This is a genomic window from Bdellovibrio bacteriovorus, assembly GCF_002208115.1.
Taxonomy (GTDB): Bacteria; Bdellovibrionota; Bdellovibrionia; order Bdellovibrionales; family Bdellovibrionaceae; genus Bdellovibrio; species Bdellovibrio bacteriovorus_C.
In genome coordinates this window covers 456,483-481,926 of the sequence record NZ_CP020946.1, presented here as the reverse complement: position 1 = coordinate 481,926, position 25,444 = coordinate 456,483, and the positions used below count along the sequence as shown (strand labels likewise).

Here is a 25,444-nt window from a genome sequence, read left to right as displayed (position 1 = left end):
TCCTATTGGCCTTGCTCGTTCTCAGACATAGCTGGAATTCTTTTGATATATTTCTTGTAACCGTCGCGCCATTCTGAATTCTTCAACTGCTCCTGAGCCAGATTCTTCCAGAACCCGCTCTTGTCACCTTTGAAGTCATTCCAAACCTCAGCCGCCTTCTGGATCTCACCTGCTTTGAAGTAGATCTGCCCCAGCTTGTAGCGGATAGAGGACAGAGGACGATTGTCTTCGTATTTTTCCAGCAGCTTTTCATAGGAACCTGTCGCCAGATCCTGCTGCTTTTTATCCAGATAGATATCACCCATCATTTCCAGCGCTTTGGCGTGGATAACCGGGGAAATCTTGCCCGAATCACTTTGCAATTTGTCGATCATTTCCAAAGACTGGATGGCTTCATCCGGCTTGCTTTGTTTCACCTGAAGCTCTGCAAGTTTCAAGTAAGGTTCTGCCACCAGTTGAGGCTGGCCTTTCCAGGTGCGCAGCAATTCTCCCAGGTAACGAACCGCAGAGTCATTATCACCACGTTTTTCCAGCAGACGAACCGCGATGTTCACGCGTTCAATCTGGGCTTTTTCATCCATCTTTTCAGGAGCTTTGATGTTTTTCAGATAGTCATAGGCCTGGTTGTATTTTTGTTCTTGAGTGAACACGTTGGAAAGACGCAGGTTCAGCTCGTCTTCAGAAGGAATCTGCTCTTTCACCTGGATTTCTTTGGCTTCCGCGGTGCCACGAATCGCATAGATACGATTCAAAACATCTTTGTAGTATCTTTCCGCTTCAACCGGAACGCCGGCCATTTCAAAGGCACGACCGACATTATATTTTGTATCCAGACGCTTTGAATTTTTCAGCCAGTTGTCAGCATATTGACTGTGGGTCTTCAAAGCCTTGATGAAGTTGCCTTCATTGACTTCGGATTCCAGCTTGTCGTTGATGTTGGAAACAATACGGTTGGTCAGCAACGGAACATCCACAGATGTTGGATGTTCTTTATAGTATTTGGAAAGCAGATCCACCGCTTTTTGGTGTTCCCCACGGTGAGTGTAACCATCCGCGACCATCACAGTTGCAAACTGCTCGATGTTCGGAAGGTCAATTTTTTTAGCCAAAGACATGATTTCTTCAACCGCATGGTTCACTTCCTTCGGCTTCATGCCCTTCATGCGCGCACTCAACAGACGCAAACGCGCAATCACCGCATTCGGAGTTTCACCATAGCGGAAGTAAGTTTCCAGATAAGCCCCCATCACGCGGGACTTGTCGGCACCGAAGATTTCAAGCAATTCACCCATGCGGGTCATCGCAAAGGCCGAGTGATTGCTGCTTGGGAATTTCTTCACAAATTCACGATAAGTGTCCAGACTTTGCGGGTACTTGTTCATCATGAACAAAGATTCCGCCTGATTGAAGAAGGCATTCGGGTAAGAACCCTGCCCCTCTGGATACTTCTTCAAAGCTTTCTGATATTCATCAACCGCTTTTGCATAGTTCTTGCCACGCACCCAAACGTCTCCACGACGGTAAGCTGCTTCCACTTTCAAATCGCGGTTGGTCGCTTCTTTTTCAACCTGATCAAACTGGGCAATCGCATCAGTCCATTTGTTCAGCTTCATGAAAGCCAAACCCATGCCCAGACGAGCCAGGTCTTTTGAAACGGATTCTTTGCCAGAGAATTTTTTATTGTCGATGTGTTCCTGGAACAAACGCAGGGAATTCAGCGCATCGCCTTTTTCCAAAGCCAAAAAGCCTGTCTTCACGGACGTTCTTTCCGCCAGAGGAGAGCGCGGATACTTTGCGACCGCTTCCTTATATTTCTGCATCGCCTCGTCATAATCCTTCATGCGGCCTTCTTCCTGCCACAGGGCCAGGTGAACGTCGGCAGTCATGAAATCAATGACTTCGTTGTATTCAGATTTTGGATACTTGTCTTTGAACCAAGCTTGCGTTTTCAGATAAACGCCATAACGCTGCTTTTCAAAAAGCGTCAAAAGCAAGCGAGCCTGTTTGTTTTCTTCCGTGGACTGCGGGGAAATCTGATAGATCGCCGGAGTGATCTTCATTTTCTCCCAGTAACTGACCGGGGTTTCCAGCATCGGGAACGGAATATAGTAGTTATCCTTGGCGCGGATCATCGCCTCTTCTTTGATCTCATAGTCTTTAACCGAGAAGCGGGAATAGTCCGGATCGCCACCATCAAAGATACCGGATTTCACCGAATCATTAGCGGCAAAGCCCACACCCTGATCCGCAATCGCCAAAGTATCCGCCGCAGGTTTGCGGTTCTTGTCTGTTTTGGCTTTTGCTACAGGTTTCAAATCTTTAGCAGGCAGCTCGGTCGGGATCTGTGTGTCTTTTTTAGCAACCGCTTTGCTGTCTTTTTTAGGTTTCGCGGAAGGATTCACATAGAAATCCATGATCAGGCGAGAAGGCTGATCCGTCAGGTAATCAAATGTCTCAATGTCTTCACCGGAAAGGGTGAACTGAATCACGTTCTTGCCATCCGGACCCTTGCGGTCCACAGCCACCGACGTCACAAAATCACTTTTAAATGAAGAAAGAGAACCGATCGTGGATTCATCCAACGCCGGCACCGTCATTTCAACGACAACCTGACCTTTTTTATCAAGGCGTTTGACGTCGTAATCCCAATTTTGCTGGCCCGACAGTTCCATGTGAACAGTGTCGCCCTGAAAATTAATGATTCCATTGACCTTCGCCGCTTGCGCTGAAGCTAGACCAAAGAACAGGCATCCTGCCACGATCAAATTGCGTAAAGTGTTCACTCCTTGAACCCCTTCTCTTCCCTTCGCTCTGCTATTGCACATACGGTGCCACCTCTTTCAAAGGTCCATTGGCAAATAATTTCCAGATGGGCAAAAAGTTTCATAGAATTTCCAACACCACCGCCAAAACGCTGACGGCAAACGACCCGGCCCTTGGCAGGGGCTTAGTCAATCCAGCCGCTTCGGACAGTCCTCGCGGACGCCGTCCCTTTGGGACGTGCTGCTGCGGAACTCGCGTCTGGCTTGCCTAAGCCCCTGCCAAGCGCCTGGTGTGCCGGCAGATTTTGTGGGCTTGTGCACACGACGTGTGTTCTCTGAACTTTTTCTACGCGCTAACGAGAGCTCTCGGTGGGGCGCTAGAAGCAGTGGGAAAATTCTGAGTTAGAAAGACGTTACAGCTTGGTCTAGGGAAGGGAGGGGGCCCTACCGGATTAGCCCCAAGTTCCGCAGCAGCAGATCCCCAACGGGGATCGCGTCCGCGAGGATGTGTTCGCAGGGGATAAGCCGGTAGGGCCCCCTCCCTTCCCTAGACCGAGGCACTGTTTAGGCATTCTGGCTCTGGATTTTTCCTCAATTTATTCCGATGGATGGGTGCTATGAAGAACATCTTTGTTTGTTGCATCTTGAGTTTGCTTTTTGTTGGGTGTGTGTCGGTGAATTTGCCGGGGCGGAAATCTGTGCCTGCTAAGGGTGTGGAGTTTTCTTCGCCTGCTTCTCCGTTTAAATCCATTGATGCTGGTAACTCTGACAAAGCCTGGTTGAGTTCGGCTACGGGCAATACCATTTCTTTTGTTTCTGATTGTGGTGGCTCGGATCCTTCCTTACAGCAAATGGAAACCGAGTCTTTGGCGGCGCTTTCCAATCTGGATGTTAAGTCAGACACTTTGATGTTCAATGGCCGCGAGGCCCGTCAATCCGTTGCTACGGGCACGGTCGATGGCATTCCAGTGCAATTGGCTTTGTTGGTTTTTAAGAAAAACAACTGCAACTATACATTGAGTTATGGTGGCGTTCAGAAGCAGTTTGCGGCTGAACAGAAACACTTTGAAGACTTTAAGGCTCAGTTTAAGGCTCCGTGATGAATAACCTCGCCCTGCCCTTCACAGTCTTTATGATGGAAGTCCTCCACTTTATTGGTGGAGTGGGGCTGCTAAGCCGTGATGTTTTCCGTGAAACCATCCGTGGCCGTATCTATTACAAACTGATCTCTGAACAAATTTATCAGATCGGCATGCGTTCTTTGCCGCTGATCGTGATCACCGCAGTCAGCATCGGCATGGTGATGTCCCTGCAGTTTGGGATGGGTCTGGAAAAATTCGGTGGTAAACTTTATGTTCCTAAACTGCTGGCCGTGACCATCTTGCGTGAAATGGGTCCGGTGTTTACAAGTCTGATGCTGGCGGCGCGTGTGGGTGCCGGTATCGCCAGTGAAATTGGCAGTATGGTCGTGACCCAGCAAATTGATGCGATTCGTGCTCTGGGCACATCCCCGATCAAGAAAATCGTTATTCCCCGTGTTCTGGCGTGCCTGATCACTTTGCCGATCCTGGTGTCTATCGCCAACATCGTCGGAAATTTGGGCGGCCTGATCATCGGTGCGACCGAACTGAATCTGGATCCTAATTTCTATTATCTGAAAGTGATGACGACTTCCAACATCCAGGATTATCTGTCCGGATTTGCGAAGACCTTCTTCTTTGCCCTCTTTATTGCCATCCCGTCCTGCTATTTCGGTCTGAATGTGAAAGCCGGCACGAAAGAAGTCGGCATCGCCACCACCAAAGCGGTGGTCGTGTCCTCTATTCTGATTGTGGTCGGTGACTTCTTCCTTTCAAAACTTTTCTGGATCGTGGAGAAAATGATATGAGCGAAACCAGACAAGGCGTTATCGAAGTGGTGGACTTTAAAAAGTCCTTTGGCAGCAAGAAAGTGCACCAGGGGGTGAACTTCTATGTGCGTAAAGGTGAATGTCTAGGCCTGATCGGCGGATCCGGCGCCGGAAAAAGTGTTATTCTGCGCAGTCTGGTGGGTTTGGAAAAACCTGACAGCGGGCAGATTCTGATCAACGGCGTGGATATCACTCCGATGAAAGAAAACGAACTGATCGAAATCCGCAAGAAAGTGGCCTATGCCTTCCAGGGCGGGGCTTTGTTTGACTCGATGTCGGTGTACGAAAATCTGGCGTATCCATTACGTGAACATTTCAACTTCAGCGAAGAGGAAATCTCGCGCCAGATCAAAGAAACCCTGCAGGAGTTTGGCCTGCCGGGATCTGAACACCTGCTGCCGGGAAATCTTTCCGGTGGTATGCAAAAGCGTGTGGGCCTGGCCCGCGCGATGATGATGCACCCCGAAGTCGTTTTGTACGATGAGCCGACAGCGGGTCTTGACCCTTACAACACCAAACGCATCCAGGAATCCATCTTAAGCTTGAAGGCCAAGGGTGTGACCTCGATTCTGGTGACCCACGACATGCCGACGGTCTATGCCGTCTGTGACAAGGTCGCCCTGCTGCTGAATGGAAAAATCGGCGAGCAGTACACAATTGAAAAACTCAAACAAGAGCCCCCAGGGGCCATGAGCCAGTTCATCAACGGAGAAAGTGCTTAATGGAATCTCACTTCGGCACCCAAATCAAAGTCGGAATCTTTTTGACCATCGGGATCTTCCTGATTCTGGCCACCATCTTTATGCTCGGCGCGGACAAGGCCTTGTTCACAAGCTATGTGCGTGTGCATGCTCACTTTGATCAGGTTCAGGGCCTGGCGGTGGGAAGCGTTGTGTCCTTGTCCGGTGTGACCGTCGGGAACGTTGAGACCATCACCTTCCTGCCCGAGAAAAACTCTTTGGACGTAAAGATGAAAATCAACGAGGACTATATCGACCGTATCCGTCAGGGTTCCCAGGTGGAAATCCGCACGCAAGGGGCCTTGGGTGACAAGTTCGTCTTTATCATCCCAGGGGACCCGCGCGCTGAAAGCCTGAAAGAAGGCGATATTCTGGAAGTGGCAAAGCCCACGGACTTTTTGGGTATCGTTTCTGAGCGTGGCAATGAAACCAACAGAATCTTTGATATCATCAACGAGCTTTACAAAATCACCCATGCGATGAACGTGGAAAACCGCATGGGTAAAATCATGGCGAACCTTGAAACCGCCAGCACGAATTTTTCCCAGACCAGCAAAGACAGCCAGAAATTCGTGGCGCAGATGAATGCCCACGGAGGCGGCGAAAAGCTGGGTAAATCCATCGAAAAACTGGATTCCATTCTGTCCAAGATCGACCGTGGCGAAGGCAGTCTGGGCGCACTGATCAACGATCCGTCCATTCACAACCGCCTGAAAAACATGCTGGGTGGTTCCAATCGCAAGAATCACGTCGAGTCCCTGCTTCGCACTTCCATCGAAAAAGAAACCAAAGACTAGCCCTTTCAGCTAGTCCCCTTCTAAGACTGGCTTTCTGCTGGTCTTTTCGGTTTAGTACCGTTTTAATTCTGCAAGCTTCCTCCACTTGGTCCAGAAATCCTGGAAACCCGAGTGGAGAATCGTTTCAAAGATCTTTAGTTTTAGATTCATGGAAAATTCAAAACTACTCGAAGCAATTTCAATCGGCGTTACTCTTCTACTGATCTTGGCGGGCACGGCGCAGGCCTCTGAACACCGCCTGAAACTTCCGATGGATGGACTGGGCGAAAACCGCATCAGCTCCGAAGTGATCTACATCGACAATGAAGACTCCACCGGCGATGTGCGCGAAATGAAGGTCAGTTGGTCTGAAAAGATCCCAGCCACCTCCGCCACTTTGCAGGTTTCCAGCCTGATGCAAACGGAAGCTGTGGGAGCGGCTGCCCAAATTTCGTGGTCTTTTTAGGGCACTATCCAACTTTTTGACAGCCGAAAACCCCTTGGGATGCATATAAGCTGAGTTGCAATTTTGCAAGTCAGACCCGGCATGAGAAAGTTGATCGTATTGTCACTCATATTGTCCGCCTGCCAGGGTCAGATCTCCAAAGATTCCCTGGTTAATTCCAACTTTGACGGCATAGTCGGCGGGAACGACGTGGCCGTGACTGAAGCCACGGCAAAACAGGCCCTGAACTTCCGCGTGCTGTATGACCCGCAAATCACCGAAGATGAGCGCGGGACCATCACCCGATACAAAGTTTCCCAGTGCACAGCCAGTGCTATTTCTCCCCGTCTGATTCTGACGGCGGGCCACTGCATTTCAAAGCGCGAAGACGCTTTACACCGAATTGAATTGAAAAACGAGGATGGCGAGGCGATTTATTACAAGGCCTCGAAATTCCTGGTTCATCCTGAATACGAAAACGGAAACAAAAAGTACGATCTGGCGCTGGTACTGCTTGAGACGGCCCTGCCAGAAAATATCGAGATCATGAAACTGCCGGCCAAAGACGTGGATCTGGGGTTAAACAGCATCAAAGCGGCTGGTTTCGGTCGCATGGACGGCCGTCCGTCCTTCCCAGGCAATGTCGGCATTCTGCGCACGGCAGATTTGAATATCGCCAAGTACAGTCCGACCGAACCTGCTTTCATCGTGGATCAATCACAAGGAAAAGGCTTCTGTCAGGGTGATTCCGGCGGACCTGCGATCACCACGATTGGCAGCGACACCATGGTGGTGGGCGTGGCTTCGAAAACATTCTTCGATGACAAATTGCCAAAGGAAGAATGGAACTTGTGCATCATGCAGGGTGAGTACATGAACGTTCAGTTCCACATGGATTGGATTGAAGCGACGGCAAAGATTCTTTCACAAGAGTAATACGCAGCGTGAGTGGCATGAGAATTTCAGGTTTTAGTTAGTAAGATTAAGAAGAAACTTTTAAATACAATCTAAATGCTTTAGAAGGAAATGCTGTGAATATTCGGGCGTTACTTGTAACATTTTGCGGAATTTTAGGCTCAATTTGCGCCTATGGTTCGCTTATGGGAACAAGCACACTGCCCGAGGGGATCAACAGCCCTTCCCTGCGCTTTGGGATGATCGACGGCATCAGCCAGAAATACACCGAAAGCGGCAGCCTGATGAATCTGGGGGACTACAAATCCGTAGTCTTCGACGCCAAATCCCTGGCTAAGTTTAATTCCGACGCCAAACGCCTGATTGACGCTTTAAACCGCTTCGGTGGTCACAATCTGGGGGATGCCTTCAATCTGGGCGTCCTGCGCGTGGACACCATGCCGAAGGTTCAATACTATGCCCCGGTTTTCGCCCGCGGTATCACCAAGAACTGGACAATCGGTGTCGGCGTGCCGGTCGTGTCTTACACCAACAAGATCTCCCTTTCGCAGGAGTTCTCGAATATTGAATACTATCGCCAGCAGTTCTCAGGACTGAATCCGGAACTGGATGCGGCTTTGAATACGGACTTGAGCAAAGCCACCAACGAGACTTTGACGGCAAAGGGTTACAAACCACTTGCGAACCGCGATGAAAGTTTCATCGGTGATGTCAACGTGGTGAGCATTTACAAGTTCTATGAAAAAGGCGACATCACCATGGCCCATCAAGCCCAGTTGAATCTGCCGACGGGCCCTAAATACGACACCGACGATCTGGCGGCGCTGAATGTATTCGGTCGCACGAACATCACGAATTCTTTCGTTTATTCCCACAAGATCTTTGCCGGAGCCTATCTGGTTCCTTACGTTTCTTATCTGGTGAACATCCCGGACAACATCACAGCGCGGGTTCCCACCGATGAAGACGACACCTTGCCTGATGCCACCACTAAAGAGGACGTGACCCGCACTTTGGGTAATATCGCCACCGTCGGTGGCAATGCCTTCTATGAATTCAGCGACAGCTGGACGCTGGGGGCAGGTTATGACTATTCGACCAAAGAAAAAGACGTCTATCGTGGCGATCGCAATACACGCTATGACCTGCTGGCTTTGAATTCCGCCTCCACCGCTCACCGCGTGAAGGCCGAGCTGACTTACAGCACGGTGAATTCATATTTTAAAAAGACCGCCTTGATTCCCATGATGATCAGCTATCAGATTTCCGACGTCTTTGCCGGCGTCAATATCGAACGCCAGTTGGCGCAGGAAATGAACTTGATGATGTTCTTCTAGAAAGGAGGGCCCATGTTAAGAAAGTCTTTGCACATTCTGATGTCCTCGGCCCTTGTTCTTTCGGCGTGCGCTCCGAAAGTGGAAGAACGTGTCTTTGAAAAACCCCAAACCTCTTTCGGCCCGCAATCCAAAGACACCCGGTTGAACCTGCGTGTTCGTCAGTTTGGCAAAGACACTCCGGAATTGTACTGGGCTGGCACCATCGGCAGCGCCCGGTTCTTTGAAATTGCTGAGGCTCTGCACCACTTGGGTGCTTCCACCGAAACACCGGCGCTAAAGCAGACCGGGCTTTCCTGGATTCGCAAATATTACAGCACTCCTCAGGCCACTTTGACAACGGAGCTTGCGGATTCCCCGTTTGCATCTCTGGCCACTTCTCAGACCCAGGAACAAGTCCGCGGGACTTTGACTGAAGTTCTGGCCGATATCGAAAAATCGCGTCCGGTGATTCGCAGACACATTGAGGCTCTGGGCCCGGGACTGCCTCAGGTTCCCATTAAAAATCTGAACGAGATTCTTTCTCGCGCCGAAATATTCACGGGCATGGTGCTGGCGGAAATCCCCAATATGGGACTAATCCCGGTTATCGAAAGTGGTCTGACGGAAGAGTTCCAGAAGAAAACCACACCCTTGTTTGCGGAAGTGCGCGCCCTGCTGGCAAAACTTGCGGCCACCAAAACCCTTTCAGAAACTTTGCGCCTTATTGACGACGCCGTTAAGCAATTTGAGGTCGAACTGACCCCGGAACTTCAGGCCAGCATGCTGCAGGGACGCAAACTCGCGGTGGGCCTGGATCGCATGTCGGATGCTCAGAGCGCTTTAACTGTGATCGTGGACGTATGGCGCATGCTGACCCCCGCCGAGCGCGAACAGAATTTCAAACCGGTGAATGAAACACTGTATGATTTCCTGTCCAAACAGAACGAGGACGAATTGATCTGCCTGGCCACCGAAGGCTGCAACGGCGGCATCATCGACGGCATCACCAAAAAGATCTTCATCCTTCCGAAAATCAAAAAATTCGGTGTAGAGACTTTGCAGCGCGATTTGAACAACGCCACCCGCCAGTATGTTGTGACCTCCATTGAGGCCTTCGCTGCTGAATTCGTAAAGACAATGCCCCAGACCTTCGCTGACAACATCGATGTGGGCCTGACGGATAAAGCGGCAGCCATCACACGGGTGCGTGACGGCTATCAGAACTATGTGCGCAACCTGTTTAAGGTCTGGCAAAAGAAAGTCCTGCCCGCCACCGACGGCATGCTGCCTGGCTTTGAAGGCGGACAGGTTCTGTTTGAAGCCTCCACCAGCAAATCTCTGAATCTGAAGCCGGCGGCAGCCTCCCCGCAATTGCGCGCAGACTCCATTGGTCCGGCGATGTCGGCCAATGTCCTTTTACTGGAAGAATCGCCTGCCAACGATCCGAATGCCTTTGCCGCAATGCTGGCGCAGGTGAACAAGCTGGTGGCAATTGCTGGCTATCGTGACATGGAGAACAATCTGGTTCCGGCCCTGTTGGCTCCGGTGAATCATGAAGGCACCTTGCTGGACATAATGAATTTTGATGCCTCCAAAGACCCGGGACTTTCCTTCCGCGTCCCTGATATCATCAAGCTGCGTGATGCCTATCATGCAGATCACGAGCTGACTTATGAAAAAGACTTTTCAGCGGCAGCCTTTGCATCGCAAATTCGTGGTTTAAGCCGCATGATGCGCCTGACGGCCGACTGGAAGAAAACCGCCTATGATGAACAGTTGGGTCCGATCAAAGCGCAGGATCTGACTCAGGACGCCCAGCACGAAGACCTGCAACAGCCGCTGTTCCCGAAAGACATGCTCTTTGCTCTGAATCTGGGGAATGCGGCGGTTTTGCTTCAGGACATCACCAAAAAAGCAACCCCGGTGTTTATGCTGAGTCTGAACAACAATCTGCTTTGGGCAGACAGCTATGGCACAACCAATGAAACCGCTGTCATGGCCGGAATCGTTGACATCAAAAAAGGCGAACGCACGCAGACGGTCAGCACCCGCGACACGGCAAACTTCCTGCTGGCGCTCAGCGAGTTCCTGGATGCCACCGAAGGTGTAGAAAACACCAAATCATCGATCCTGCTTGAAAAAGACGCCAACGGCGAAGCGCCTTTGGATATTTTAAATGCAGGCCGCAAAGACATGCGTCTGTTGATCCTGGCGCTTTCCAATTTTATTTCCAATCAGCTGATCAAAGCCCACAAGCTGGCTGTGACCAAAATGAATCTGAATGAACGCACGCTGGAAGTGAACAAAGACTATCGCGTCGAACAACAGGCCCTGGCGATTCGTGCGCTGTTAAAGGGCTGGCAGATCACGAAAATTGATTCTTATCTGTGGTCCGCTCAGGAAGTTTACTATGCGATGAACCGCCAGATGTTCAACGCCAAAGAAGAATTCTATATCAACAGCGACGGCAGCAAACTCAGTCTGCCCGAGCGTATCAACACCCTGCTGGCACTCAGCGAGTTGAAACCGCATCTGCCGGAAGAAAGCCGCCTTCAGCTCGAAAAACTGATGAACCCATGGCTATCCGCTCTAAAAAACCTAAAATAAATATTTAAAAAAAAGGCTGATCAAAAAGGTTCAGATGCAAGGCGGATGGGCCAACCCGCAGCGCAGGCGTGCTCCAAGCACGTCGAAGCGAGGACTGGCCCAGACAACGCAGTCAGATGAGCCTTTTTCATCAGCCTTAGTCGTCGTCGGATTCTGGTGCGATTTTCTGGATCATCTCTTTGAAAGTGGAGGTGTCCTCAGTCGGAACCTCCCGGCGATCCAGGGTGAACTTGATATATTTTACAAAGTTGTTTTCAAACTTCTGATTGATGGTGTCGCGGATAGGATCCTTCATAAAGATCATCTGCTGCATCCAGGACGAGTTTCGCACCCAAACGTACAAAACACCCCTCTGAAAACCCACCGGTTCGGCATTTTTGGCGATGGTCGGACCCACAACTTCTTCCCATTTTGCCCATAGTTTCCAGCGCATAAACTGCTCGGACAATGGCGACTTGCCATTTTCGAAAAGTCTCTGTAGTACTTCCGAGCCGATAGATAATTTGCCTTTGGGTTTCTGATTGGGATCCATGTAAGAAAAGGTCTACCACAAAGATGACAAATATCACTCAAAATCAAAAAATTACAGTCGTTGGAGCAGGGCTTGCGGGCTCAGAATGCGCTCTGCAACTAGCTGACATGGGATACAGTGTCGTTCTTTACGAGATGCGCGATAAAACCATGACCCCGGCGCACAAAACTCATAAATTCGCAGAACTTGTGTGCTCCAACTCTTTTGGCAGTTTGGGTGAACATTCCGCTCCTGGCCAATTGAAGTGGGAGGCTAAAAAGCTGAATTCTCACATCCTGCAGGCCGCCTTCGAGGCTCAAGTTCCGGCCGGTCAGGCTTTGGGCATGGACCGCGAGGTCTTTTCTGCCATCATGACTGAAAAAGTCAAAAATCATCCCAATATTGAAGTCCGCACCGACGTGGTGAAGTCCCTGAACGACATCCCCCGTCCGGCAGTTATTGCCACCGGTCCGTTGACTCACGATGATCTGGCCGAAAGCATGCGCCAGCATTTTGGTGACGAATTCCTTTATTTCTTTGATGCCATTGCACCGATCATTGATGCGGATTCCATCAATACGGAAATCGCGTGGAAGGCCGACCGCTATGACAAGGGCACCGGGGACTACTACAACTGCCCGATGAACAAGGAAGAATACAACCGCTTCATCGAAGAAATCCAAAAAGCGCGCAAGATCGAACCAAAAGACTTCGAGACTACAGAGTTTTTTGAAGGCTGCATGCCGATTGAAGTGATGGTGGATCGTGGCCCGCAGACTTTGCGTTTCGGTCCGATGAAGCCGATTGGCTTGGATGACCCTCGCACCGGCCGTTATCCATGGGCCGTGGTTCAGCTTCGTCAGGACAACAAAGAAGGCACAGCCTATAACATGGTGGGCTTCCAGACCCGCATGGCTTACGGCGAACAGGTTCGTGTGTTCCGCATGATCCCGGGCCTTGAAAACGCCGAGTTCCTGAAACTGGGAAGCATTCACCGCAATCTGTTCATCAACTCCCCGAAGCGTCTGAACAAGGACCTTTCCAGCAAGAATGATCCTTGGTTGTTCTTTGCCGGTCAGATCACGGGTGTTGAAGGTTACTTTGAATCGACCTGCACAGGCTTGATGGTGTCCCGGTTCCTGAATCAGAAATTGAAAGACCAGTCATTCAATCCTCCGCCGCGCGAAAGTGCCTTTGGTTCTTTGCTTGAAGCGATCACGGATCCAACCCGTGCTGAACACTTCCAGCCGACCAATATCAACTTTGCTTTACTGCCACCACTGGCGGAAAAAGAGCGCGACAAAACCCTGCGCAAAGAAAAGCAGATCACTATCGCCCGCACGGCGATGGAGCAGTGGAATCCATAAATTCCCATGAATATTCCACAATTAGCCCGAGTGTCTCACTCTGAGACGCTTGGGCAGTGTTTCGTGGATATAGCTCACATTAAGTTCTAAATATTTGTAATGTCCGGGCAATTCCGGAACTTTATCTTCAGGAATTTTCTTCGCATTCCGACTATCAATACAGGCCTTAACCGAAACTTTACAAGTGTTAGGCGAATAATAGTCGGGATTGAATGAGACACATTGGACAGTATCTCTTTATTTGCATCTTCTTCCTTACCAGCACAGTCAGAGCTGGCGAGAGTGACGTCCGCGTTTACGTCGTGAAAAAAGGGGATTCACTGTCTCTGATCGCAGACAGAATCAAAGGCGGTCACACCTACGGCAAGAATCAAAATCTCGCAAAAATCCTGGCACTGAATCCACGAGTTCGCAGCGAACAACGAATCTATATCGGCGAAAGTATTTTCATTCCTGCAGGTTCCGAAAACTTCACAGCAACAGATCACTTACCCGCGGCAGCCCCATCACCTTCCACTGAAGAACAAATTTTTTCCCCGCCAATACCAAAGCAAGTTCAAATCAGCACAGAAGAAGTCCCACATCACTTTGAACTTTCAGCGGGCTACGACTTCACAACGCTGGAAGCGCAGGATGCAACCACGACAGCCACAGCTCAGCTTTACACCAAACAGGAAATTGAACTGGGTGCTAAATGGTCGCAGCAATGGGATGAGAATTTTAAAACCCATATGGGAATCTTCCTGCGCAATCTGGAATTCATGCCTTCAACAAATTCCACCAAGGTTTTATTGAAACCATCACAAAATCTGATGCGCATCACACTGGCTGGCCAGAACCAGATTTCAGACCGCTTCACACTTTTGTACGACGCAGGTTATGGACAAGAACTGTTTATCCAGGGTCTTTCCACCACGGATATCACGGTTGATTCGCTTCCCCTTGTTAAGGCCCACCTTGGATTTTCTTACGATGTGATGGTGAAAGGCTCAACCGCTCTGGGCTTGTCTGCACAGGCAGGATACCTGGGAAGCGCCACCGCTGACACCTACAGTGTTGAGAATGGCACGACTTATGGTGGTGCCCTGTTCATTCGCCGTCTTAAAAATGCCAATCTGTTCAATCTGGAAATTGGGGTCCGTCAAAGATCCCAAAACACATCCCTGGTCGACATCAGCGAACAAACTGTGTTCGGTCGCCTGATCTGGGGTTTTGAGCTCTTCAAGGAGGAAAAATGAATTACCTTCTTCTGCTCTGCTGTTTCCTGACGATCGTCAGCTGTAAACCCGGATCCAAAATTGAAGACGGCTTCCTGGCCGGAGTCGCTATTTCCTCCGAAAAAAGCACCGTTGAATTTTCGGCAACCACGGTGATGTCGGGATACTCCGTCACCATGACCATGACCACGCGGGATTCATCGGGAAATATTTTTTATCTTCCCCATAGCACGCCTGAAATTGAACTTTCGCTCTCTGGCGGCACCAGCACCGGGGATTTCAGTCAGATTACAGACAACGCCAACGGCACTTACACCGTCAGTTTCAGCGGCCACAATGCCGGAACAGCCTCGAAACTGAACGTCAGAATAAACGGCACGGAACTTTCTGGCGACATCCCATCCATCACTGTCTTACCGGGGAACTATTCCCTGGCCCTGTCACAAGTTTCGGTCGCAGCAGCCACCGTAAAATCCGACTCTGCCGTCACAGTCACCTTGCATGCCTATGACACCTCTGGAAATCCATTTACAACCGGAGGCCTAAGCGTACAGTTCTCTGCCACCGGAGGCACCAGCACCGGAACATTTGGTGCTGTCACCGATCACAATAACGGCACCTACTCTGCGACATTCACTGGAATCACCGTGGGCACGGCGACGTCACTGCGGGCTGCGATTGGCGCTCAACTTGTGACGAGTGTTTATCCCACCGTCTCTGTTTTGCCGGGACCGGCGTCACAGTTGTTCTTTACTTCGTCTCCCGTTGGTGATGTTGCTCCGGGCGTGCCTCTTTCAACTCAGCCGGCAGTCAAAATCGTGGATGCGCAAGGAAACACCGTGACCATCGGCGCTGATTCCACGGCCAATATCACAATGTCCCTGACTTCCGGAACTGGCAGCGTGGGTGGCACAGCCACCGTGGCCGCTGTTGCCGGTGTCGCGACTTTCACAGATATCTCGGTCAACAGCCAGGGCTCTGGCAAAGTCCTCACAGCAACGAAATCAAGCACTGTGGGCTCCGGTGGCACCGGGGCTCTGACGAAAACTTCCGGCAGCTTTCTTATTCATCCTCCAGCACCGGGCGCCTTCACAATTTCCAGTGCAGTTGCTGGAAATTCCCAGGTGGTATTAAGCTGGGGCTCGGCCAGCGATGCTGCCAGTTATACAGTGAAATACGGAACAAGCTCAGGCAGCTATCCCACCACAGTCAGCACCAATGCGACTTCTCCAGTCACAATCTCTTCCTTAACGGCAGGCACTGACTATTACTTCCAGGTTGAAGCCAGCAATATCACCGGAACCACCTCTGCCACCAGCGAAGCTGTTTCAAGACCTCTTTCTGCATTTACAATTTCCTCAATCACCGTGGACGCCACCAACAAACTAAAGGTTAATTTTGGAAATTCCACCGGCGCCTCGGCCTACACTGTGAAGTTCGGCACAGTTTCGGGAGTCTATTCCTTCACTGATTCCACATCCGCGACATCCCCTTATGAAATCGCAAGTCTTACAGGCGGAAACACTTACTATGTGATGGTAACTGCCACCAATGCCTACGGATCTGTCAATGCCACCGCAGAAGCTTCTGCAATTCCTATCAACGCATTTAACGCCACCTCATTGACGCCAGACACGGGCAGCACCAAAGTCAGTTTCCCACTGACGGCGGGCGCGACCTCATATGATGTGCTTTACGATACAAGCTCTCACACAGCTGTTCAGCCTTATGCTTCAAGCTCTGTGGGCGTCACCTCTCCGGCCAACATTTCAGGATTGAGCGCAGGGACGACGTACTATTACCGAGTGCGCGCCAACAATGCTTATGGATCTGTGGTTTCCACCAATGAATTGTCCGGTGCGGTTTATCAGACCTTCACTCTGTCGATTCCATTCACTTCAGGCACAACGGGTCAGTATGCCATTAGCAATGCTGCTTCCGTTGAATTCACTGCCGGTGGTGTGGCCCGTCTGACTTCCCCGTCTTTGACGGATGAAGCCAGCACGGATTTTCAAGCCGGGACCCTCTCTGGAGTTCAATGGGACGGCACTGGAGGCTATCTGCGCCTCGATTCTGCATACAACAGCGGAATCTTCGACGGCACCTGGGCACCTCAGGCAAACAGCATGGTGGCTTACTGGAAAATGGATAACAACTTCAACGACTCCGTGGGCACTTATCATGCCTCGATCGTCGGCAGTCCGTCAGCCACCAGCCCCGGAAAAGTCGGCAGCCACTACGGCACATTCAGCTCTGGAAGCTATGGCTCCATTGCATCCCCCCCGGCCCTGGCCAACAGTTCGTTTTCAATTTCAGCCTGGGTTTACCCGACCTCCAACGCCGGAGTTCATCAACACATTCTGGGCTATGGCACCACCACCACAGACAGCGGTTTATTCCTGGGTTACACCAGCACCGGCACACTGCGTGTGGGTTTCTATAACGACGACCTGACCACAGCCACCAACTATATGACTTATGATTATCAGCGCTGGGTTCACTTGGCAGCCACTTACGATGCCACGACCAGAACAAGAACCCTGTATCGCGACGGCGTTGTGATCGCCTCCGATACGGCCGCTGCCAATTTCGCAGGAACCGGCACCATGTACGTGGGTCAGGGACTGGGAACAAATGGCTTTAACGGCAACATGGATGAGTTTGCGATCTGGACAACGGCGCTGACCAGCTCTCAGGTCGCGAATATTTTCGCCACTCAGCGCGCGAAGACGTCAGGCCTGTTCACGTCGCGTGTGATCGATTCCCACACAACGGGATCAACCTACAATATCTGGTCGTCTTTAAGCCTGAAAACCACTTTGCCATTCTATAAAGAAATTCCTGCCACCAGTGAAAATGTCGCAAACTATTCAGGCCTGATTGGCAGTCTGAATACAAACCTTGCTGGTTTCTGGCATATGAATGAAAGCGCCTGGAATGGCACCGCCGGTGAAGTTATCGATGCTTCAGGCAACAATCGCCACGGCGTGCGCACGGGAACTGCAACCACTTCAACCGTGGGCCGTTTTGGCAGTTCAGGATTGTTTGGCTCTTCCGGAGATTCTGTCGTGACAGATTCAGGCAGTGCCTTTATCCCGTCGAACAACAGCCCGTTAACCGTCAGCGCCTGGGTCCTGGCTTACAACATCGGAACCGGAGGTGCTGGCGCTATCGACAATCGTATTATTTCCATCCATTCCGGCAGTGTCGCCAGCAGCACGATGGCTTTCGGACTTGGCAACACCAACAAGCTGATGTTCTATACGAAATCCACAACAGCCTTTGTCAGCTCGACGACGAACATGCCCAAGAATGTGTGGACTCACGTGGCTTTGACCTTCAATGGCACCTGCTTCCAGATGTACATCAATGGCACCACAGCAGGGGCCTGTCATGCCGCCGACTTGCTGGCCGGAGGATCGTTCGGCACACGCCTTGGCAGTTATAGCAGTGCCAGCTCTTCGTTCAACGGTCTGATTGATGAAATGGGTATCTGGAAGCGCAGTCTTACTGCCGCTGAAATTCATCAGCTTTACCGTCGTGGTGTGAATCGCGTGGGTTATCAGGTTCGCACCTGTTCAACCAGCAACTGTGCTGATCAGGATGTGACCACGAATGCAGGATGGAAAGGCCCGGACAACTCTGCGCAGTCCATGTTCTCTGAACTCTACAACACAACCAATAATATTTTGGCTGGAACTGTGGCAGCGGGTTCTCCGACGATGACCTTCGCTAACTTCGGTCCGCTGTCTGTGACCGCCAATCGTTACTTCCAGTATCGCGCGTATCTTGCCAGTGACGACGCCAACACCGGATGCACTTACAATGCTGCCGCGGCTTCTTGTTCGCCGGAAATTCAATATGCTGCCACCGGCCCAAGCCGCTACAACAGCTCCGCTCCATCTGTCACAGCGACGGCGGCCGCGGTGACTTCCGTCTATGAAGCTTTGGATAAAAATTCATTCAGCGAAAACCTGGGTGGCAATGGCTGTTCTGCCGGGGTGAAATATGCCCTTAGCCACAACGGTGTGAATTACTATTATTGGAATGGAACGACGTGGGCGGCTTCGACCAATGCTGCCACGGCTAACGATGCGACAACCTTGTCTGAGAATCTGGACAGTTTTGCATCGACAGTGGGAACTGGTACTTTGCAGGTAAGAGCTTACCTGCAATCAACAGGGCTGTCCCAGTGTGAGCTGAACAGCCTGACTTTGACGGGTAAGAAGTACTAGGAAATTTCCATTTCGCGTTTTAGTTTCCAGTCGAGCGTGGGAGCATCCACTTCCGGTTTGAAGTGCTGACGGCAGCGTGCTTCGTACGCGTCATGAGTTCCGACCAGAACCTGACCGTCGCCACCCGCCGTTCTTTGCGTACGGCTGGCTGGAGACCCACACACCACACACACGGCATGTTGTTTGGTCACGCTTTCCGCCACGGCCATCAACGTCGGCATGGGTTCAAAGGGTTTCCCCTGCCAGTCTGTATCCAGACCCGCGATGATCACACGCAATCCGCGGTCTGCCAGATCCTGGGCGATCTGCACCAGGTTTTGCCCAAAGAACTGACCTTCATCGATCCCCACCACTTTCGTGTTGGGTTTTAGAAGGTTCCAGATTTCTTCAGCATCGTGAATCGGAGTGGAATCAATGGTCGTCAGATCGTGGGAAGTCACGGCCATCTCGTTGTAGCGTTTATCTATAATAGGTTTGAACACCTGAATTTGCAGGCGCGCGAATTCCGCACGGCGCAGGCGACGGATCAGTTCCTCGGTCTTACCGCTGAACATGGAACCAACAACAACCTCAACCCAACCACGAGTGTGAACATAAGAAAACTCAGACACTAAAACCCTCCTTTTAGTGGCCATTGGCAAAAACGATCGTGGAATCTGGCGGAGGAGTCAACGCTCCAGACAGGCTTTTTCAACTAGCTTGCGTCATAAAAACGAGCGATTTCTGGGTTTCTGACGCCAGCCTGTAAGCGTCGCCGAGGACTGAGCTTTTTTACAATTTGCCGGGGATTTTGTGCAAAAACCGCGCGCTTTTCACATTTAAAGACACAAATTCGGTGCTTAATGCTTGCACTGGCGGCGCGCCAAAGGATAGCACTGCCCCACGCTATGGGAACGATTTTAAGATTAAGACAGAAAATCGCCCGGGCCTTTCTAATCGGAGGCCTTGGGTTTACCACGGTCGCCATGAATGGCTGCGACGCCATGATTATGGACGAACAGGAGAGCTTGGCTCAAGTTCAGTCCAAAGGTGAAATCGTGGTGCTGACCACGCAAAGTCCTCTTATATATAGTCAGCCCAAACGCGGCGGTGCTTTCGGGATCGATCACGATCTTTTGGAAAACTTCGCCACCCGCTACAACCTCAAACTGAGGTACGTCGTACTTCCGGATGAGGACTCGGTGTTGCGGGCGCTGTCTAAAGGCGAAGGGGATATCGCCGCAGCCCGCTTGAGGACTCCTCACAATATGACCGGCTTCCTGACCGGCCCTGCTTACGAAGAAACTTATCTTAGCCTTTACTGCCACAAGAAGGCCCAGATCCAGAACATCCAGGATCTGAATGGCAAAAACATCTCGCTGCTGCAAAAAGACAATTATCTGGGATTGTCACAACGCCTGACCCAGCTTTCACCACAAGTGAAGGTGGAGATTCAGGAAAACATCAAAACCCAGGATCTGATCGCCAGCCTTGCTCAACGCAAAAATGACTGTGTGATCGCAGAAAACTTCAGCGGTGATTTCTATGCCCGCTATCACACATCGATCGAAAAGGTCGCGGACCTGACGGCCCCGTACTCTTTGAGCTGGCAGCTTTCACCGGACAACTCAAGTCTTCTGCATCTGATGCAACACTGGTATCAGCAGGCTTCCCGCGAAGACGAAATCATGCGCATTCTGGATCGTTATAAAACGTACCTGACCCAGCTGGATAAGCGCGATATCGCTCAGTTCTTCAAAAAAATCCGCACGACGTTGCCGACATATAAAGACGCCTTCCGGGATGCCGGTCGCGAACACAATCTGCCTTGGCAGCTGATCGCTTCTGTCGCTTATCAGGAATCTCACTGGAATCCGGAAGCTCGCAGTTTCACTGGCGTGCGTGGTCTGATGCAATTGACGACCGACACAGCTTTGCATGTGGGTATCGAAGACCGCACGGATCCACTGCAAAGCATCTGGGGCGGATCCAAATATCTGCGTTCATTGATGGACCGCGTGCCGTCACACCTGAACTATAAAGACCGTCTGGCGCTGGCTCTGGCCGCTTACAATGTCGGCTGGGCTCACTTGAAAGACGCCCAGAAGCTGGCAGAAAAAATGGGCCGCAATCCTTATTCCTGGAGACACATGCGCGAAGTCTTGCCTTTACTGGCAGACCCGGAATACGCAGCCGAATTTGAATACGGACCGGCTCGTGGTTATGAAACAGTGGACTTCGTAGAGCGGGTCAAATCCTTCTATAACCTGATGAACTCTGCCGGATGAAGATTCGCGCCTGGGCCCGGTTTGTCGCCATCATCTGCATGGGATTACTGGCCGGGCACAGCTTGTCCATGGTGGCCATCATCGGCCCCGCTGTTAACAGTCTTGGCCCTCAATCCTTTGTCGAAGTAAACTCCATCACAGAGCCCACATTTGCGGCGATCTTTCCTTACTTCTTTGCAGTTCTGCTTGGCAGTCTTGCGATCTGGTGGATCTGCCTGGTGAAGCACTGGAAGTCCCGTGAATTCCTGATGCTGAATCTGGCGCTTCTATGTTTTGTGGATCAGCTTTACGTCACCTATCGTGCGCAGGTTCCCTTGAACAAACTGATGACCGCGTGGAAGCAGACTCATCATTTGCCATCTAACTGGGAACACTTGCGAACAGAGTGGCTGTCTATGATGAAATACCACCTGGCGCTCAGTGTGGTTGCCTTTATCCTGCTGCTGATTGCCCATCATCGCCGTCAAAAAACAGAAGTCCTTTAGTAATCTTACTGATCTAAAATTTGCTATAACCTGCCGCCATGCCGACAATAAAAAAGGATGGCACAACTCCCGCTGCGAATTTGCATTTACATCTGCGTTCTGAGCATCGGTTTGTTCACCGGCTTTGTGCTGTACTTTGCGGTCTTTGCCAGCCAAGTTCTGGCGCGCATGCCACTGCAACAATACCTGGAATTCTATCGGGTCGCGGAACCCCTGTTTGAACCCCGGGTGCGACTGGTTTATCTGACCATGATTGCTTCAGCCACCCTGTGGCTGATTCTGCGCCGTAAAAAATGGCGGTCTTTTGAATTTATCTGTGTGGCTTCAGCCCTGTTCTGCGTGCTGGATGAAATCGTTCTGTCCTATAAGGGGCACTACAAAATCAATGCTATCTTGCGTGAAGCCGGAAAAACCGGAACCATCCCCGCGCAATGGCTGTCTCTGCGCGAAGAGTGGACTCAGTTCATGTTCATCCACTTACTGATTATCACTGCGGGATTCATTCTGATTTTGATGGGGCTGTATTTTTATCTGGAAGGCGAAAAGAAGGTCGCCACAGAAACAAAAAACCCCGGGGGACGCCCGGGGTTTAAAAGTTTATTCCACCGTCACTGATTTAGCCAGGTTGCGTGGCTGATCCACGTCGTACCCCAGATTGCTTGCCAGGTGATAGGACATCAGCTGCAACGGAATCACTGACAGGATTGCATTCACTGTCCAGTGAGCTTTTGGAATAGCCAGATAGTGCTCGCTGATCTCGCGCAGTTTTTCGTTGTCACCAGTTCCGATAGAAATCACCTTGCCACCGCGGGCACGGGCTTCTTCCAGATTGCTGATGGTTTTTTCGTATAGGTGATCCGTCGGAGCCACCATCACAATCGCCATACGCTCATCAATCAACGCCAAAGGACCGTGCTTCATTTCGCCAGCGGCATAACCTTCCGCGTGCATGTAAGCCAGTTCTTTCAGTTTCAAAGCCCCTTCCATTGCAATCGGGAAGCTGGTGCCACGGCCCATGTACAGGAAACCGCGGAACAACTTCAGACTGGAAGCCGCTTCTTCAAAGTATTTATCGTAAGACAAAACACCTTCCATCTGGCTTGGAACCGCCAGAAGGGATTTCACCAGCTCTTTTTCCTCTGCTTCGTTCATCACCCCGCGAGTGCGTGCAATGGCGATTGCCAAAGTGTTCAGAACCGCCATGGTGCTGGTGAAGGCTTTCGTGGAAGCCACGCCGATTTCAGGACCCGAGTTCATGTACAAGTGCCCATGCGCTTCACGGTCGATCGTGGAGTTCTTCACGTTGCAGATACTCAAAGTGGTCGCGCCCATTTCTTTGGCCATACGGATGGCCGCCAAAGTGTCGGCTGTTTCTCCGGATTGAGAAATTGTGATCACAAGGCTTTTTGCCGGGATCACTGGGTTGCGGTAACGGAATTCGCTGGCGATGTCGCATTCAACCGGAACTTTCGCCAGTTGTTCGATCAGATATTTACCGACGTTCCCGGCATAGTTGCTGGTGCCGCAGGCGATGATGAACACACGCTCAATACTCTTGAAAACTTCCTGGGTTTTTGCCCAGTCGGCCTTGGCATCAAGCTCTTCCAGCTTTTGCACGGACTGTCCACCGAAGCCGACATTTTTCAAAGCCACAGAGAACGTCTCTGGATTCACGTGCGGTTCGATCGCCGCCGCCACCGCGCGTGGCTGTTCATAGATCTCTTTCAGCATGAAGTGGGCATAGCCCTGCTTTTCAACCATTTCCGGGTTCCAGTTCAGCTCAACCACTTTCTTCTGGATCGGGAAACCATTGGCAGAGAAGAACTGAACATCAGCACCCTTAATGGAAGCCACTTCACGGTCTTCAAGATAAACGAAGTTCTTGGTGTACTGAATCAGAGCCTGCACGTCGCTGGCAACAAAGACTTCGTCCTTGCCCATGCCCACAACCAGCGGCGGGCCGTCTTTGAAGGCCACCAAACGGTCCGGTTCCTGCTCCCACATCACCAGGATCGAGAACGCGCCACGGATCTTTTCCAGCACGTTCTGAACGGCCTTGAACAGATCCTTGGTCACTTCCACTTCATTGGCGATCAAGTGAGCCACAAGCTCCGAGTCCGTGTCAGAAGTGATATCCGCACCCTGGGCCTTCAGTTCTTCGCGAATATCCAGATAGTTTTCGATGATGCCGTTGTGAACCAGGCTGATTCCGCGCACCTGGTGCGGATGGGCGTTGCGCTCGGAAGGCTTGCCGTGGGTCGCCCAGCGGGTGTGACCAATACCGATGTGGCCGTCGAATTTTTCAGTCGCCAGTTTGTCTTCCAGGGCTTTCAGTTTGCCTTGGGCGCGCACACGTTTGGTCTTGCCGTGATCCAGAATGGCCACCCCGGCACTGTCGTAACCGCGGTATTCAAGTTTTTTCAGACCACTCACAATGATATCTTTAGGATTTTGTGGACCCAAGTAACCAACAATTCCACACATCTTACACCTGCTCTTTTTCTTCAGTTTCCGCAGTTTTCGCGGCGTAGTTTTCTTTTACAAATTGTTTTCCACGGGCCACAGCCAATGCTTTCGCCGGCACGTTTTTGGTGATCGTGGAGCCGGAACCGATGATGGCATCATCGCCGACTTCAATAGGCGCCACAAACTGAGTGTCGCTGCCCACGAAGACGCGGTTTCCGATTTTCGTTTTATATTTCTTTTTATCAGCAGCGTAATTGCACGTGATAGTTCCGCAGCCCACATTCACCTCTTCGCCGATTTCAGCATCCCCCAGATAAGTCAGATGACCGGCTTTGGACTTTTTCCCGAACTTCACTTTTTTCATCTCGACGAAGTTGCCAACGTGGGCTTCTTCGAAGATCTCAGTTTCCGGGCGCAGGCGCGCGTAAGGTCCCGCAGACACCTTGTTGTGCAATTTTGAGCTTTCCAGATAACTGCCGCCACGGATCTGCACACTGTCGCCGATTTCGCAGTCCGAAATAAAGGCGTTGGATTCAATCACCGTGAACGAACCGATTTTGGTGCGACCACGAATAAAGACATTCGGATAGATCACGGTGCCCGCACCGATCTCAACACTTTCTTCCACATACACGGTGCGTGGATCGATCATCAGCACGCCGTCTTCCATCAGACGCAAAGCCTTGCGCTTGAACAGCAGACGGGTGGCGCGCGCCAGCTCCAGTTGATTGTTCACGCCCACGGCCACTTTCGGAGTGGACTGGATTGCCTGCACACGGCACTTGTCCTGAATGCACAAAGAAATCAGGTCCGTGATGTAGTATTCTTTTTTTGCGTTGTTGTTGGAAATCTTTGGCAGATAATCAGCAAGGATGGACGCCTTGACGATATAGATGCCGGTGTTGATCTCGCGGATTTTCAAAGCTTCGGCAGAAGCGTCTTTGGCTTCCACAATCGCCGCCAGGTCACCCTTGTGGCGCACGATACGGCCGAACTCGCCCGGATTTTTCAAGACCGCAGTCACCACGGCCAGATCGCATTTTTCGTCGCGGAAAATGCGCACGAAATCCTTGATGTCGGAAGCTTCAATCAGCGGGTGGTCCCCGTTCATGATAACGACCACGCCCTCGATGGTTTCCGGCTTCGCACAGCGAACCGCGTGGGCGGTGCCCAGTTGTTCATCCTGCACGTAACAGGCAACACCCATTGGCTCCACAACCTGACGAACCAGATTCTGACCATGACCGACAATCACGCGCACTTCGGCAGCGCCGGCCTGTTTGGAGGCTTGAATCACTTTTTCAATCATCGGACGGCCCGCTACAGGATGAAGGACTTTCGGGAGGGGGGACTTCATGCGAGTTCCCTTGCCTGCCGCAAGAGCGATAACCGTCAACTTCTCAGATGCATTTGCTGACATTTCGAA

Annotated in this window: 19 protein-coding genes; 14 read left to right on the top strand and 5 right to left on the bottom strand. The window is 51.2% G+C overall.

Annotated features, from left to right (window positions below; genetic code table 11):
- Positions 1–2: 2 nt before the first annotated feature.
- Positions 3–2,783: a tetratricopeptide repeat protein gene (locus tag B9G79_RS02425; RefSeq protein ID WP_232469022.1), complete on the bottom strand. Its 2,781-nt coding sequence runs from the start codon at positions 2,781–2,783 to the stop codon at positions 3–5.
- Between the two features lie 677 nt (positions 2,784–3,460).
- Between B9G79_RS02425 and B9G79_RS02420 the strand changes: the two genes are divergently transcribed.
- The 8 genes from B9G79_RS02420 (at position 3,461) to B9G79_RS02385 (ending at position 11,470) form a co-directional block, all read left to right on the top strand.
- The gene (locus tag B9G79_RS02420; RefSeq protein ID WP_232469020.1) at positions 3,461–3,862 is read left to right on the top strand and encodes a hypothetical protein; all 402 of its coding nucleotides are present in this window, start codon (positions 3,461–3,463) and stop codon (positions 3,860–3,862) included.
- Complete coding sequence (locus B9G79_RS02415; RefSeq protein WP_088564136.1) at positions 3,862–4,650, top strand: MlaE family ABC transporter permease; 789 nt, start codon at positions 3,862–3,864, stop codon at positions 4,648–4,650. Before B9G79_RS02420 ends, B9G79_RS02415 begins: the two co-directional genes overlap by 1 nt.
- Positions 4,647–5,393 carry an ABC transporter ATP-binding protein gene (locus B9G79_RS02410; RefSeq protein WP_088564135.1) on the top strand — a complete coding sequence of 249 codons (747 nt, stop codon included), beginning with the start codon at positions 4,647–4,649 and terminating at the stop codon, positions 5,391–5,393. Before B9G79_RS02415 ends, B9G79_RS02410 begins: the two co-directional genes overlap by 4 nt.
- The gene (locus B9G79_RS02405) at positions 5,393–6,208 is read left to right on the top strand and encodes an MlaD family protein (RefSeq protein ID WP_088564134.1); all 816 of its coding nucleotides are present in this window, start codon (positions 5,393–5,395) and stop codon (positions 6,206–6,208) included. The genes B9G79_RS02410 and B9G79_RS02405 overlap by 1 nt, the downstream gene beginning before the upstream one ends.
- Positions 6,209–6,356: 148 nt before the next feature.
- A complete protein-coding gene (locus B9G79_RS02400; protein ID WP_232469018.1) occupies positions 6,357–6,653 on the top strand; it encodes a hypothetical protein in 297 nt (98 codons plus the stop codon).
- An 81-nt stretch (positions 6,654–6,734) separates the two neighbouring features.
- The gene (locus tag B9G79_RS02395; RefSeq protein ID WP_232469016.1) at positions 6,735–7,568 is read left to right on the top strand and encodes a S1 family peptidase; all 834 of its coding nucleotides are present in this window, start codon (positions 6,735–6,737) and stop codon (positions 7,566–7,568) included.
- A 164-nt stretch (positions 7,569–7,732) separates the two neighbouring features.
- Positions 7,733–8,884, top strand: coding sequence for a hypothetical protein (locus B9G79_RS02390; RefSeq protein WP_232469015.1), 1,152 nt, complete (start codon positions 7,733–7,735; stop codon positions 8,882–8,884).
- A 12-nt stretch (positions 8,885–8,896) separates the two neighbouring features.
- On the top strand, positions 8,897–11,470 hold the full coding sequence (locus tag B9G79_RS02385; RefSeq protein ID WP_088564130.1) for a hypothetical protein: 2,574 nt from the start codon (positions 8,897–8,899) through the stop codon (positions 11,468–11,470).
- A gap of 136 nt (positions 11,471–11,606) precedes the next feature.
- Here B9G79_RS02385 and B9G79_RS02380 read toward each other — a convergent pair whose 3' ends face one another.
- On the bottom strand, positions 11,607–11,903 hold the full coding sequence (locus tag B9G79_RS02380; protein WP_232469013.1) for a DUF721 domain-containing protein: 297 nt from the start codon (positions 11,901–11,903) through the stop codon (positions 11,607–11,609).
- A 122-nt stretch (positions 11,904–12,025) separates the two neighbouring features.
- Here B9G79_RS02380 and trmFO point away from each other — a divergent pair, with 122 nt between their 5' ends.
- The 3 genes from trmFO to B9G79_RS02365 all read left to right on the top strand — a co-directional run bounded on the left by trmFO (position 12,026) and on the right by B9G79_RS02365 (position 18,800).
- Complete coding sequence (trmFO, locus tag B9G79_RS02375) at positions 12,026–13,348, top strand: methylenetetrahydrofolate--tRNA-(uracil(54)-C(5))-methyltransferase (FADH(2)-oxidizing) TrmFO (RefSeq protein WP_088564128.1); 1,323 nt, start codon at positions 12,026–12,028, stop codon at positions 13,346–13,348.
- 212 nt (positions 13,349–13,560) lie between these two features.
- Positions 13,561–14,586 carry a LysM peptidoglycan-binding domain-containing protein gene (locus tag B9G79_RS02370; RefSeq protein ID WP_088564127.1) on the top strand — a complete coding sequence of 342 codons (1,026 nt, stop codon included), beginning with the start codon at positions 13,561–13,563 and terminating at the stop codon, positions 14,584–14,586.
- Positions 14,583–18,800 carry a LamG-like jellyroll fold domain-containing protein gene (locus B9G79_RS02365; protein ID WP_088564126.1) on the top strand — a complete coding sequence of 1,406 codons (4,218 nt, stop codon included), beginning with the start codon at positions 14,583–14,585 and terminating at the stop codon, positions 18,798–18,800. The genes B9G79_RS02370 and B9G79_RS02365 overlap by 4 nt, the downstream gene beginning before the upstream one ends.
- On the opposite strand, the gene B9G79_RS02360 is transcribed toward B9G79_RS02365, so the two are convergent.
- Entirely contained in the window at positions 18,797–19,411 is a 615-nt protein-coding gene (locus tag B9G79_RS02360; RefSeq protein ID WP_038448527.1) for a thymidine kinase, read from the bottom strand. The genes B9G79_RS02365 and B9G79_RS02360 overlap by 4 nt on opposite strands.
- A gap of 231 nt (positions 19,412–19,642) precedes the next feature.
- Between B9G79_RS02360 and mltF the strand changes: the two genes are divergently transcribed.
- The 3 genes from mltF to B9G79_RS02345 are packed head-to-tail and all read left to right on the top strand — an operon-like array spanning position 19,643 to position 22,167.
- Complete coding sequence (mltF, locus tag B9G79_RS02355; protein ID WP_088564125.1) at positions 19,643–21,067, top strand: membrane-bound lytic murein transglycosylase MltF; 1,425 nt, start codon at positions 19,643–19,645, stop codon at positions 21,065–21,067.
- Positions 21,064–21,552, top strand: a complete 489-nt coding sequence (locus B9G79_RS02350; RefSeq protein WP_088564124.1) for a DUF1772 domain-containing protein — start codon at positions 21,064–21,066, stop codon at positions 21,550–21,552. The genes mltF and B9G79_RS02350 overlap by 4 nt, the downstream gene beginning before the upstream one ends.
- A gap of 57 nt (positions 21,553–21,609) precedes the next feature.
- Positions 21,610–22,167 carry a DUF1772 domain-containing protein gene (locus B9G79_RS02345; RefSeq protein WP_088564123.1) on the top strand — a complete coding sequence of 186 codons (558 nt, stop codon included), beginning with the start codon at positions 21,610–21,612 and terminating at the stop codon, positions 22,165–22,167.
- Here B9G79_RS02345 and glmS read toward each other — a convergent pair.
- Both glmS and glmU read right to left on the bottom strand, forming a co-directional pair.
- Positions 22,150–24,036 carry a glutamine--fructose-6-phosphate transaminase (isomerizing) gene (glmS, locus tag B9G79_RS02340; RefSeq protein ID WP_088564122.1) on the bottom strand — a complete coding sequence of 629 codons (1,887 nt, stop codon included), beginning with the start codon at positions 24,034–24,036 and terminating at the stop codon, positions 22,150–22,152. The genes B9G79_RS02345 and glmS overlap by 18 nt on opposite strands.
- 1 nt (position 24,037) lies before the next feature.
- Positions 24,038–25,438 (bottom strand): bifunctional UDP-N-acetylglucosamine diphosphorylase/glucosamine-1-phosphate N-acetyltransferase GlmU, encoded by a 1,401-nt coding sequence (gene glmU, locus B9G79_RS02335; RefSeq protein ID WP_088564121.1) that lies wholly within the window; start codon positions 25,436–25,438, stop codon positions 24,038–24,040.
- Positions 25,439–25,444: the final 6 nt, after the last annotated feature.

Excerpts from the sequence above, each read along its gene's own strand:
- B9G79_RS02415 (WP_088564136.1), top strand. The coding sequence starts at position 3,862 with ATGAATAACCTCGCCCTGCCCTTCACAGTCTTTATGATGGAAGTCCTC.
- B9G79_RS02410 (WP_088564135.1), top strand. The coding sequence starts at position 4,647 with ATGAGCGAAACCAGACAAGGCGTTATCGAAGTGGTGGACTTTAAAAAG.
- B9G79_RS02405 (WP_088564134.1), top strand. The coding sequence starts at position 5,393 with ATGGAATCTCACTTCGGCACCCAAATCAAAGTCGGAATCTTTTTGACC.
- B9G79_RS02400 (WP_232469018.1), top strand. The coding sequence starts at position 6,357 with ATGGAAAATTCAAAACTACTCGAAGCAATTTCAATCGGCGTTACTCTT.
- B9G79_RS02395 (WP_232469016.1), top strand. The coding sequence starts at position 6,735 with ATGAGAAAGTTGATCGTATTGTCACTCATATTGTCCGCCTGCCAGGGT.
- B9G79_RS02390 (WP_232469015.1), top strand. The coding sequence starts at position 7,733 with ATGGGAACAAGCACACTGCCCGAGGGGATCAACAGCCCTTCCCTGCGC.
- B9G79_RS02385 (WP_088564130.1), top strand. The coding sequence starts at position 8,897 with ATGTTAAGAAAGTCTTTGCACATTCTGATGTCCTCGGCCCTTGTTCTT.
- B9G79_RS02380 (WP_232469013.1), bottom strand. The coding sequence starts at position 11,903 with ATGCGCTGGAAACTATGGGCAAAATGGGAAGAAGTTGTGGGTCCGACC.
- trmFO (WP_088564128.1), top strand. The coding sequence starts at position 12,026 with ATGACAAATATCACTCAAAATCAAAAAATTACAGTCGTTGGAGCAGGG.
- B9G79_RS02370 (WP_088564127.1), top strand. The coding sequence starts at position 13,561 with ATGAGACACATTGGACAGTATCTCTTTATTTGCATCTTCTTCCTTACC.
- B9G79_RS02365 (WP_088564126.1), top strand. The coding sequence starts at position 14,583 with ATGAATTACCTTCTTCTGCTCTGCTGTTTCCTGACGATCGTCAGCTGT.
- mltF (WP_088564125.1), top strand. The coding sequence starts at position 19,643 with ATGCTTGCACTGGCGGCGCGCCAAAGGATAGCACTGCCCCACGCTATG.
- B9G79_RS02350 (WP_088564124.1), top strand. The coding sequence starts at position 21,064 with ATGAAGATTCGCGCCTGGGCCCGGTTTGTCGCCATCATCTGCATGGGA.
- B9G79_RS02345 (WP_088564123.1), top strand. The coding sequence starts at position 21,610 with ATGGCACAACTCCCGCTGCGAATTTGCATTTACATCTGCGTTCTGAGC.
- glmS (WP_088564122.1), bottom strand. The coding sequence starts at position 24,036 with ATGTGTGGAATTGTTGGTTACTTGGGTCCACAAAATCCTAAAGATATC.
- glmU (WP_088564121.1), bottom strand. The coding sequence starts at position 25,438 with ATGTCAGCAAATGCATCTGAGAAGTTGACGGTTATCGCTCTTGCGGCA.